General features: G+C 33.5%; 12 protein-coding genes. 11 read left to right on the top strand and 1 reads right to left on the bottom strand.

Annotated elements, in window-relative coordinates; translation table 11 throughout:
- Window positions 1-19 precede the first annotated feature (19 nt).
- The gene (locus HND50_03960; GenBank protein ID NOG44357.1) at window positions 20-1,195 is read left to right on the top strand and encodes a threonylcarbamoyl-AMP synthase; all 1,176 of its coding nucleotides are present in this window, start codon (window positions 20-22) and stop codon (window positions 1,193-1,195) included.
- Between the two features lie 64 nt (window positions 1,196-1,259).
- Here the strand turns inward: HND50_03960 and HND50_03955 are convergent, their stop codons facing one another.
- A complete protein-coding gene (locus HND50_03955; protein NOG44356.1) occupies window positions 1,260-2,339 on the bottom strand; it encodes a glycosyltransferase family 9 protein in 1,080 nt (359 codons plus the stop codon).
- A 353-nt stretch (window positions 2,340-2,692) separates the two neighbouring features.
- Between HND50_03955 and HND50_03950 the strand changes: the two genes are divergently transcribed.
- The 10 genes from HND50_03950 (at window position 2,693) to HND50_03905 (ending at window position 12,037) form a co-directional block, all read left to right on the top strand.
- A complete protein-coding gene (locus HND50_03950) occupies window positions 2,693-3,727 on the top strand; it encodes a hypothetical protein (GenBank protein NOG44355.1) in 1,035 nt (344 codons plus the stop codon).
- Between the two features lie 15 nt (window positions 3,728-3,742).
- Window positions 3,743-4,750, top strand: a complete 1,008-nt coding sequence (locus HND50_03945) for a hypothetical protein (protein NOG44354.1) — start codon at window positions 3,743-3,745, stop codon at window positions 4,748-4,750.
- Entirely contained in the window at window positions 4,740-5,126 is a 387-nt protein-coding gene (locus HND50_03940; protein ID NOG44353.1) for a hypothetical protein, read from the top strand. Before HND50_03945 ends, HND50_03940 begins: the two co-directional genes overlap by 11 nt.
- 55 nt (window positions 5,127-5,181) lie before the next feature.
- Complete coding sequence (tagD, locus tag HND50_03935) at window positions 5,182-5,574, top strand: glycerol-3-phosphate cytidylyltransferase (protein NOG44352.1); 393 nt, start codon at window positions 5,182-5,184, stop codon at window positions 5,572-5,574.
- A gap of 100 nt (window positions 5,575-5,674) precedes the next feature.
- Window positions 5,675-6,676: a glycosyltransferase family 9 protein gene (locus tag HND50_03930; protein ID NOG44351.1), complete on the top strand. Its 1,002-nt coding sequence runs from the start codon at window positions 5,675-5,677 to the stop codon at window positions 6,674-6,676.
- A gap of 8 nt (window positions 6,677-6,684) precedes the next feature.
- On the top strand, window positions 6,685-7,731 hold the full coding sequence (locus HND50_03925) for a hypothetical protein (protein ID NOG44350.1): 1,047 nt from the start codon (window positions 6,685-6,687) through the stop codon (window positions 7,729-7,731).
- A gap of 6 nt (window positions 7,732-7,737) precedes the next feature.
- On the top strand, window positions 7,738-8,526 hold the full coding sequence (locus tag HND50_03920; protein ID NOG44349.1) for a sulfotransferase: 789 nt from the start codon (window positions 7,738-7,740) through the stop codon (window positions 8,524-8,526).
- A gap of 37 nt (window positions 8,527-8,563) precedes the next feature.
- Entirely contained in the window at window positions 8,564-9,313 is a 750-nt protein-coding gene (locus tag HND50_03915) for a phosphocholine cytidylyltransferase family protein (protein ID NOG44348.1), read from the top strand.
- A gap of 12 nt (window positions 9,314-9,325) precedes the next feature.
- On the top strand, window positions 9,326-11,161 hold the full coding sequence (locus HND50_03910) for an ABC transporter ATP-binding protein (GenBank protein ID NOG44347.1): 1,836 nt from the start codon (window positions 9,326-9,328) through the stop codon (window positions 11,159-11,161).
- A 6-nt stretch (window positions 11,162-11,167) separates the two neighbouring features.
- The gene (locus HND50_03905; protein NOG44346.1) at window positions 11,168-12,037 is read left to right on the top strand and encodes a DUF3108 domain-containing protein; all 870 of its coding nucleotides are present in this window, start codon (window positions 11,168-11,170) and stop codon (window positions 12,035-12,037) included.
- The last annotated feature ends 56 nt before the right edge of the window (window positions 12,038-12,093 follow it).

Genomic DNA, 12,093 nt, shown 5'->3' with positions numbered 1-12,093 from the left:
TGCAGTCATAAAATAAAAAATGCAATATTATAAAATTGATCGTAATAATCCTGATCCGGTAATAATTAAAAGAGCCGTTGATTGTCTTGAAAAAGGTGGGCTGATTGTCTATCCAACCGATACATTGTATGGTTTGGGTGTCGATGCCTACAATCGTGAAGCGGTAAACAAGCTTTTTCTTGTAAAACAAAGAGATATGCGCAAACCGGTTTCAATTCTGTTAAACTCAATCCAGCAAATCAAAGAGATATTTGGGTTCTCACCATCTAGCATAAAGAAAGATTTGGAAAAAATATTACCAGGACGTGTAACTTGTATTATTAAAAATAACCTGCAAAAAAAAGTACCGATTTTTGAAAGTGTTGAAAAACCGGGTACGTTTCTGGACAAGGTTGGAATTAGAATACCTTCAGATAAGGTTAGTAGCGCACTTGTAAATCTTTTTGATTCTCCCATCAGTTCAACCAGTGCCAATATTTCCGGCATGAGTAATTCTTTTAGTATTCAGAATGTAATTGCCCAATTTGGAGGTGAGTTGGATTTGATTTTAGATGCAGGCCCAATTCCGGAATCCAAAGGTTCATCCGTTATTGATATGACCAAATTACCATATATCATCAAACGGCAGGGTGATGTGAGCGAATTTGATTTAATGGAGCTTTTGGGCGAGGAAAAAATTATTTCCGGACGTAACAAGTTTGTAATTACTTTTGTGTGTTCTGGAAATATTTGCCGATCACCTATTGCAGAAGCAATTTTGAAAAAAATGGTCAGTAAAACCAAATATAAATATCAAATTAAAGTGCAATCAGCAGGGACACTACGATTGCAAAAATCACAAGCACACGATTTTGCAATTAATGTGTGTCATGATATGGATATTGATTTAACGAAGCATTTATCAAACCCTATAAATGATAAAATTGTACATGAGTCAGAAATAGTATTTTGCCTGGCACAAAATCATTATGAATATTTAGTTAAAAAGTTTCCGCAACATAAGAAAAAGTTTTTTTTACTGAAACAATGGAATAAATCTCAAATATTGTCTATCCCTTCGATTGCAGATCCAATAGGGCATGATCTGAAATTTTTTAAAGGAACCTACAAAGAAATATATCAGGAAATAAAAAGGATTTTACCCGCAGTTTTAACACAGGCAAGAAAGTTTAGCCAGCTTCATGAACTTAAATAAAATATCAGGCAAATTGCTAATATTGATTTATTTATAAAACCCATCTAATTATAAATTTATTGTCTCACCCTTTATAATATGGACTGTCTAAAAAGTTTTTTAGTTTTTCAAAAACCATTTCTGGCGAAATATTAAATGTGTTGTCATTACTTTTTTTATGGTTCCAGTCTCTTAAATAAAGATGGATTGGTTTATGCGAGGCACACCATTTTTCAGGATTTGAAGAAGAGCCAAAAATAGCAATCGAAGGGATTTCTTGTGAAACCGCGAGATGGTTTATTCCACCATCGTTACAGATTAAAACTTTAATTGAATGAAGAAATGCCCCTGCTTCATTAAAGGTTGTAGGCAACGCTATAATAGCCTGATTTTTCATTTTTTGTTGTATATATTCCGCATCTTCCTTTTCTCCCGGGCCCCACAAAATTACAATCTTAAAATTTAATTGCTCTGTAATCATATCTCCTAACTTGGCATAGTAATCAAGGTCCCATTGTTTTCTTTTTACCGGAGTACCCGGCGTAAAACCAATTATTTTTTCTTTATCCAGATCGGTTTCTTTCAGCCATTGTTTTATATACTCAAACGATTCATTCCTAACATGGTATTCAATGTTATGTTCAACTTCTTCAATTCCCAATGGTCTTAATAAATCAAATTTCCATCTTGAATAGTAGCGCACCGGACCTTTTTTTGCTTTTAAATTATACAGCCAATTCCAGCGGTTAAATTTTATACCCATTCGTATTAACGGCTTTTTATACTGCCATCCCAGTCGATATTTTATACCACTAAAAAGTACAAAACGCATTGAACTGGTCCCCCGTAATTGGTCTATCACAAGGTCATATTTTTCTTTTCTTATTTTTAAGATTGCCTTAATAATCGCCCAAAAGTATTTGACACCTTTTCCTTTTGGTTTGTCCATTAACACCATGTTATTAAGGTGCTTATTATCTTCCAGGATTGTTTTATAAGGCTTTTGGATAAGATAATCTATTTGTGCTTTAGGGAAATGACGCCGTAGTTCAGCGAAGTATCCAGTGTTTAATAAAATGTCCCCAAACGGTTTTTGTTGGATAATCAATATTTTTTTTATTTCTTTAAGCTGTGTTTCAGACAGTTTCTCAGGATTTATTTTCATTATTCTTTCAATTATTTGAAATTTGTTTTCGTTAAGTTTACCAATTTTAAAATAAACTATCCAACATCAAATCTGGAAATATTATCTGCTCATCAACCGATCATAAAAATATACTATTTTTTTTGAATGTAAATTTATTGCCGGGATTGAATTAGTTGGAGATTGTAATCGTAGTAGATGGTCGTATTTCTCAAAATAGCTGATTCCTAATATAGTTATTTCAAATTGAAAATAATTTTTAATATGGGTATATTAAAAGTTTTTTAAATGCAGCATAGATATATCTAAAAAAAATGAAATTTATAACCGGTTTCTTTGTTAATTAAAAATTGTATTTTGGTTCAGGGCACATTTTGAATTTATCCCAATATCTTATCTATCTTCCATATCGAACTGCCTGGTCATTTATTCATTTATTCAGGAAGAGTAAAATACTTCAATTCTATTGTGGTGGACAGGTGGATTATGTTGTAATGGAAAGTATAATAAAATATTTTCCAGATGCTGAAATAGTAGCGAAGAATAAGAAGGTTAAAAAAGAGTTAAACAGTTTTGGAATAAAGTGCAAACTTTACCCAACATTCCCTGATGTTTTAGTTATGCCACGACATACTGCCCGAAAATACCCAGAACCACGGATGAAGAAAATAGGCTTGAGGCATGGAGCTTATCATTTCAAAGATTTTGTTTCTGCTGCAAGATACCACGCATTTGATGTGTATCTTGTAACATCGCAAAAAGAGGTAGAGCTTGCCTTGGAGAAAGGGATTACCAATACTATTGGTGTTGGATTTCCTAAAATAGATCCCGCTTTTAATAATACAATAAGTGAAGAAATTTATAATCAAATCAAAAGAAGAATTAATCTTGATGACGAAAAGCCAGTCATAATTTTTACAGCAACGTGGAATAAATCGGGAATGTCAGCTATTGACATTTGGATCAATAATTTAAAAGAATTGACAAAAGATTATAATGTGATGGTAACTGTGCATCATTGGACAGAAGATTCATATAAGCAAATTATTAAACAAACTGAAGGTGTTTTCTTTATTGAGGATAAAGATATTTTACCGTATCTGGTTTTAGCGGATGTAATGATTGCAGATATGAGTTCGATAATCGCTGAGTTTTGCGCGTTAGATAAACCCATTATTACCTTTAGGGTTCCGGATAAAAAGCGGACTAGCCAGGAAATAAAGGATATGCTGGACAATATGTCCATTCGGGTAGATACTTTTGATCAACTTCAAATTGCTTTAAAAGAATCTGTGAAAAATCCAGATCAATTATCTGCTCAAAGAAAAAAATATAATAAAATAATGTTTGATGATTTGGATGGTAAGGCAGGGGAACGAGCAGCAAATATTATTAAAAAGTATCTTTAAATAAAGTTCAAACAGATGAAATTAGGAATATTAACCAGTTTCGATAAATATCAAAAATACTATATCAGGTCGTGTGAAGAGCTTGGGATTGAGTATGAAGTAATTGATATAATTGGACCTGACTGGTTGGAACAAATAAAAAAATCTACCTGTGATGGTTTTTTATGCCGCCCGCCATCAAAGTTTCATGAAAGAAATACAATGTTTGATGAAAGGCTTTATATAATAAATAAGATATTGAATAGGCCAATTTATCCAAGCTATAATGAACTTTTGATATATGAGAATAAGAGAGTAACATCGTATTGGTTGGATTTGTTTGATTTTCCAAAACCGGATACATTTATTTTTTACAGAAAAAGAGATTTTAAAAATTTTATTGAAGAGTATAATGATTTTCCAATTGTGATTAAAAGTAATACTGGTTCTACATCAAAAGGTGTAAGGATTGTAAAATCCAAAAGAAAAGCCAAACAAATTGCAAACAAAGCTTTTGGATTGTTTGAGCCCAAATTGGCTCGTGGGTATACTTCAATAAAAACAGGAAAAATAATCCCGTTTACTTCTCTTGGATCTCGCGAAAAGCATTTTATTATTGTTCAAAAATTTGAAAAAATAAAATGGGAATGGCGTGTTATTAAAATTGATGATTCATATTTTAGTCATAAAAAGTTGTTATCCGGAGATTTTGCGAGTGGCAGTTTAAAAAAAGAATTTGGTAAAGCCCCAGATAAACTTTTTTTCATGGTTAAAGATATCTGTGAAAAAGGTGGCTTTTATTCAATGGATGTTGATATTTTTGAAACAGAAGATGGAAGATTTCTTGTTAATGAGTTGCAATCTCTTTTTGGACAATATTCTGAAGATATATTAACAATTGAAGGAAAACCCGGAAGAATGGTTTTTGAAAATGATAAATTTCAATTTGAAGAAGGGCATTTTACGCAACACAAAAGTTGTAAACTAAGAGTTGAGCATTTTATAAAAATTTTAAAAGAAAAAAGGACAAAAAATGAAAATTGAAATATCGATCGGTGAACTTGTTGATAAGGTGTCGATCCTATCTATAAAATTGAAAAAAGTAAAAAATGAAGCTAAGCTAAAAAATATTCGCAAAGAGTATGATCTGCTAAAAATCTCAATGGAAGAATGTGGTATCGCAATAGACTCGGATGAATTTTTGAGACTTGAAGAAGTGAATTTGCGACTTTGGGATATTGAAGATAGAATCCGTATTGAAGAATCAAATCAACAATTTGGTGATGAATTTATTAAGCTTGCCCGCAGCGTTTATTTTGAAAATGATGTACGTGCTGATATCAAAAAAGAAATAAACGTAAAATTCGGTTCTGATTTGGTTGAAGAAAAAGAATATGTGGATTATAAAAGTAAGAAGTAAGAATTAAAAACTTAAAATGAAAAGGATATCCATTGCGGGAATCCAGGATTAATAAATGAAAAAAGTAATAACATATGGTACGTTCGATCTGTTTCATCTGGGTCATTTGCGTATCCTTAAGAGGGCAAAAGAATTAGGCGATTACCTGATTGTTGCAGTTTCTTCCGATGAATTTAATGCGGTAAAGGGAAAAAAGTGTGTTTATCCTTTTGAACATAGGAAGATGATTGTTGAGGCTATCAGATATGTCGATGAAGTAATCCGGGAAGATGTATGGGAGCAAAAGGCAGAAGACATCCGAAAGCATAGTGTTGATACTTTGGTAATGGGCGAGGATTGGAAAGGAAAGTTTGATGAGCTAAACAATCTATGCCAGGTAGTATATTTGGAGCGCACACCCGAAATATCTTCAACTGAAATAAAACATCATGTTAAAAAACATCATTAATATTTTTTAATTCTCCTCCGATTTTTTTAAATTCCTCCCTTAAAAATCAAATAATACAGGTAACCTTCCAGATTAAAATTTTTGGAAGGTTTTATCAATATTGAAAATAAATACAGAAGAAATCCAAAAAATACTAATAATTCAATATCAGCCTTTTGGCGATGTTTTATTAAACACAGGCTATCTCCCGGCTTTGCGAAGAAAATTCCCCACCGCAAAGATTGATTTTCTTGTAAGAAAACCATATCACAATGCTCTTTTGGAAAATCCGGACATTGATGAATTGGTTATATTTCAAAATGGCAAGGGAACTAAAGATTATCTTCTGGAAAGAATTAAACTGATAAGCAATATCAGGAAGCGTAAATATGATTTGGTTATCGATCAAATCAGAAATACAGGTTCTGCGCAAATAACAATTCTCAGCGGTGCAAAATATCGATTAGGCCTGGTTAATCAACGATGGCGCTCATACTATAATCTAAAAGCCGAAAGAAAAAAGCTGCGTTATTATTCAGCTATGAAATTTGACACGCTTGCTCCTTTGGGAATTGAAGAAGAAAAACACAAATTATTTTTTCATATTTCACAAGACTCCACAGAAAAAATTAAGAATTGGTTTAATGAGAACAATTTATCTGGTGATAAACTAATTTGTTTTTCTCCCGGAACACCGGTTAAAGGCAAGCAATGGGATTTGGCAAATTATGCAAAACTTGCTGATTTGATTATTGAAAAAACCGATTGCAGGGTATTATTGCTTTGGGCTCCAAACGAGAAAGAAGATGTTGAAACCGTAAAATCGTTTATGGAAAATGAGCCAATTATGGCTTTGCCAACTACATTTAATGAGGCTGCTGCAGTTTTAAAAGAATGCCGTTTACTGGTTTGTAACGATGGCGGTCTAAATCATTTGTCCGTTGCAACAGAGACGCCTTCCATTGCCTTTTTTGGCAAACATAAACCAACCCGCTGGAGTCCGGCTTCTGTTTTTAAAGGGTATCATCATTTTTATAATGAGAGTGCTGATTATAATAGTGACAAATCGCTGGGAATACCAGTTGAGCAGGTGTTTAGCAAAATAAAAGAGATTGTAGGATAAGTAGCCCGATGAAATACCTATTCTACATTTCAAAAGTTTACTCAATCCCCATTATTCAACCTCTTGCAAAATATTTAAAATCGCAAAATATTGAGTATTGTTTTTATGTTTCTGCCAAAGTTTTAAAAAATGCTCCACAGGAATGGGATAAAAAATTACTGCTCACCTTACTTGATTCAGCAAAAAAGTTTAATCCGGATTTTGTATTATGCCCCGGAAATTTTGTTGATTTTAGAATTCCAGGCATAAAGGTTCAGTTGTTTCACGGCCTTGGTGTTGAGAAAGAAGCCCATTATAAAATCCGCCATTTTTTTGATATTTACCTGACTTCCGGCCCTTTTGTAACCAAACGTTTTGAATCAATCCGTAAGAAAAATCCATATTTTTTGATTTTGGAAACCGGCTGGCCAAAAATTGATTATATCCTCAATTATAATTCTGAAAATATCAGAAAAAACCTTGACTTACCTTCTGATAAAAAAATAATTCTTTATGCCCCAACTTTTAGTACTCAACATGAGTCGGCCACATCGTTGCTGGATATAATACCTCGTATTATACAAGAAAATGAGTTTTGGCTTTTCAAATTTCATGAGCTTATGGATAAAGAGGTTATTAAGGAATTTGAAAGAATCGATCCTGAAAAAGGCAGGGTTTTGCAGAATTTAGAGATAACCCCATATCTTCATGCTTCAGACGTAATGGTTTCGGACACATCATCCGTAATTTATGAATTTATGGTACTTGACAAGCCAATTGTTACTTTCCAAACTCAATCAAGGGAAGACAAAGGAATAAATATTTTAAATCCAAATGAGCTTCAGGCTGCTTTGGATCGAAGCAAAAAAAATCCTGATGAGTTGCGTCAAAATAGATTGCAAAATCTTCAGGAAATAAACCCGAAACTTGATGGCAATATAAGCAAGACAATTTTTGAACAATTAGAAGAAATCAAAAAAGACTATAGTTTTCCCAAAAAAGGAAAACCTTTTAATTTATTCAGGAAATGGCAAATAGTGTATCACAGCATATTTAAAAAGGGCTATTTGAGATAAGCGGCAATGAAAAAGAAACCGATTAGAAGCCTGGTTCGTCCTTTAGTTATAAAACTTGGAAAGCGAATCGCAGATAAACAATTTAGCGGGACACCTATTATAATTGGTGCGTGCCCAAGATCCGGTACTACTATTTTGTTGTCGGTACTTGGTGCCCATCCAAATATTTTTGCCATTCCAAATCAAAGCTATGCATTTGATCAATGGGTTCAAGGTAAAACAAAAATTCATGGCGATAATAATCTGGTTCCATTTCGTATCGACCGGTTGTATAGGGAATTTTTGTATTCCAAAGTTCCTCCCGGCCCTACGCGCTGGTTGGAAAAAACACCAAAACATATAAGGTCATTCCATAAAATATTGGATTATATGGGTGAAAATGTTCAGCTTATACATGTAATTCGCGATGGACGCGACGTAGTTACTTCAAAACATCCTAAACACAGCCCCGGTGAATATTGGGTTCCTGTAAACAGATGGATTGACGATGTAAGCCTTGGATTAAGTTTAAAAAACCATCCACAGGTCTTAAATATCCGATATGAAGATTTTATTCAGGATTTTGAAAAAACAATGAACACCGTGTATAGCTTTCTAAATGAAGAAATTCCGTCGCTGGATGCCTGGAAAGAAGAAACAAATATCAAGAAAAGTAAACACTGGAATAAACCTGTCCAGGGATTATATAAAGATGCCATTCAACGTTGGCAGAAACCGGAACATAAAAACAGAATTGATGAGTTTATGAGTAATAAGCGGGCTGTATCTTTGTTAGAAGAGCTTGGCTACTTATAAAAAAATAAAATTAAATATGAAAATTGAAGGATTTGAAATGTCAATAATTGACACAGCCATCATATTAGCGGCAGGGCGAGGAAGCAGGCTAAAAGAATTAAGCCTGGAGCAACCCAAACCTATGACAGAGGTAAACAATACTGCGATTATTGATAACCTTATCCGGCAACTTATTGATAATAAAATGCAAAAGATTGTTGTGGTAATTGGCTACTTTGCAGAAAAACTGAAAGCCCATATTTTAAGCGGCTTTAAGGGACAGGTAGAATTTGTTTTTATTGAAAATGAAATCTACGATAAAACCAATAACATCTATTCACTCTATCTTGCCAATAAATATATGGATGATGGATTTTATTTGTTTGAAGCAGACGTTTTTTGTGAAGACACAATTTTAGCAGATTTTTTAAAATCCGGTCAGGAAAATGTTATGTTAATCGATACATTTACTCAAGAGATGAATGGAACAGTAGTGCGCTTAACAGAATCATCAGAAGTAAAAGGAATGTATTTAAATAAAGATCAGGACAAAGATTTCGACTTTTCAAATACATTTAAAACTATCAATTTTTATAAGATTAGCAAGGATTTTGTTAATCAGTTTTTTGCACAAAAGCTGGCAGCTCATATCAATGGCGAAGATGTAAATTCTTATTATGAACAGATTATAAAAGAAGCTGTAGATGGCGGCTATAAATTTTATGGCTTAAAAACGAAAACAAATACCTGGTGGGAAATTGATACACATCAGGATTTGGAAAAAGCCGAAGAATTGTTCAAAGAATAATCAGACGAAACAATGAAATTATATTTAAAAATACTCACATTTATAAAACCCTACTGGAAAGCAATATCGGGCGCGATATTACTTACACTTATTTATGTTTTGTTTAATGCAATTTCCCTTTGGGTGATGGTCGATTTTATCAATGAAATTTTTTCTGAAGATATTATTGAAAACAGGGAACTGCTGGAACCGGGCTTAGCAAAAAAAAGTGATACAATTTATGACGCGATGAAAGTAGCGATACGAAGTGTTATTATCCAGGATAATAAATATGATACTTTGCTCGCTGTTTGTCTTGTCATTTTCCTTACATTCTTTTTTAAAAATATTGCCATTTATTTCAAGCGGGTTATTCTAAATTATGTTGAGTTACAGATCATTGTAAATTTTCGAAACAGACTGCATGCTAAAATTCTACAGTTGCCATTGTCTTTCCTGGATAAAAGGCATTCCGGGGAATTAACATCTATTGTTTTTAACGATGTAAATGCACTTAAAACAGTTCTTCAAAACAGCTTTGGCAGAATGATTCTTTCACCGGTTCAAATTTTTACCAACATTATTTTGATGTTTATAATTAGTTGGGAACTATCACTGCTTACATTCATCGTTGTTCCTGTAAGTACATTTGTGATTGTAAAAATTGGTCAGGGAATGCGTCGCCGCAGCCGCAGGGTTTTTAGGCAAATAGCAAATGTAATGGCTACTTTTCAGGAAGCAATTACTTCTGTTCGAATAGTAAAGGCTTTTACCAGCGAAGCCCGGGAAATGCAAAAATTTTATGAAACAAACCTGGACTTTTTCAAGAAACAATTTCGGGCAAACAGGTTAAAATTTGCAACTTCACCAATCAACGAAGTGCTTTTAGTCTTGATGCTTGTTTTTCTGTTATGGTACGGTGGAAATTTGGTTTATTCCAAAAGCGGGTTAAGCGCTGCAGATTTTCTTCTTTTTCTGGTATATTTATTTACAATGTTTCAGCCAATTAAAGAACTTGCAGGTGTAAACAATGTTTTGCAAAGAGGTTTTGCTGCTGCAGAAAGAATATTTTCGGTTTTGGAGGAGAAGGAAGAAGTTTATGACAAAGCTGGTGCGATTGAAATAGCAACCTTCTCAGACACAATTGAATTTAAAAGCGTAAAATTTCGATACAATGATGAAAGTCCGCTGGTTATAAATGACGTTTCTTTAAATGTTAAAAAAGGGGAAATGGTTGCCTTTGTTGGCCATAGCGGTTCAGGTAAAACAACTCTGGTAAATTTGTTGCCAAGGTTTTACGAGTTATCCGAAGGCCAGATTATTGTTGATGGACATGACTCACGAGACTTAACCCTTCATTCATTGCGTGGCCAAATGAGTATTGTTACCCAGGAAACAATTTTATTCAACGATACAATTCGTACAAATATTGCCTATGGCATGGAAAATGTAACTGATACAGAAATTATTGAAGCCGCGAAAGTGGCCAATGCCTGGGAGTTTATAGAAAAAATGGAAAATGGTCTTGATTCGCATATTGGTGAAAAAGGAACACGTCTTTCGGGCGGGCAAAAACAACGCATATCTATTGCAAGGGCTATTTTGAAAAACCCGTCAATTTTAATTTTGGACGAGGCAACATCTGCTCTTGATACAGAATCTGAGAGACTGGTTCAGCAGGCAATTGACAAATTATTGGAAAGCCGAACTGTTTTGGTAATCGCGCATCGTCTTTCAACAATTACAAATGCGAATAAAATTGTTGTACTAAATGATGGCCAAATTGAGGCGATAGGAAAGCATAATGAACTTTTATCCACTTGTGATACGTATAAAAAACTATCGCAAGATCAATTTATCGAGGTTTAAGTTTTCATGATAATATTAAAAATAGTATTCCTTTTTCTGGCTGTAAGTATCTCAGCCAGTAATAAATCCAATCCTGAGAAAGCAGTTTTTAATATTGGAGATAGTGTACAAGTAGAGACTGATGTCGATTTACCTGTCCTTTCAAAAACAACCCCATTTCAAAATGGTGAAGTACTTTCATTTAGAATTCGTTATGGGTTTATAACTGCCGGATCTGCTAAAATGAAAGTTTTTACGAAAATGTATGATGACACGACACAAGTTTTTCATTTACAGACGACAGCAAAAAGCGCAAGTGGTTTTAGCTGGATTTATAAAGTAGATGATGTTGTAAATTCTTATGTTGACTTTGATGATTTTTACCCAATCCGGTTTGAGAAAAAATTACGGGAAGGTAGTTACCTGGCCGACTTGTTTACAGATTATCATCCATTAGATTCGCTGGCAAAAGTTGAAACAATCCGCTATACCAGCGATATGGAAGTTCGAAAGAGAAAAAAATACGATGTAGCTGTTCCTCCGTATTGCCAGGACATTTTATCCTCATTTTATTACATTCGAAGATTTGATTTAAAGGTCGGCGAATCTTTATTTCTTACAAATCATGAAAAGAAAAAAGTATATGATTTAGAGGTTCTTGTTCACAAAAAGGAAGTAATTGAAGTTGAGGCTGGAAAGTTTCGCTGTATCGTAGTGGAGCCGATTATTAAAGGCGAAGGATTATTTAAGAAAAAAGGACGCTTAAAAGTCTGGTTAACAGATGATGATAAAAAAATTCCGATCCAAATGAAAAGTGAAGTTTTGGTTGGCAACATCACCACTGAGCTTACAAAAATTAAAGGCGTGAAAGATAAGATCGAAGCAAAAATAAAATAGTGTTTGTATTTATTGTAAACATTAATTGACCGATCAATGTGCCAAATCTATTTAAA

The sequence above is a fragment of the Calditrichota bacterium genome (assembly GCA_013112635.1).
Lineage (GTDB): Bacteria > Calditrichota > Calditrichia > Calditrichales > J004 > JABFGF01.
This window is presented reverse-complemented; position numbering and strand designations above follow the sequence as displayed.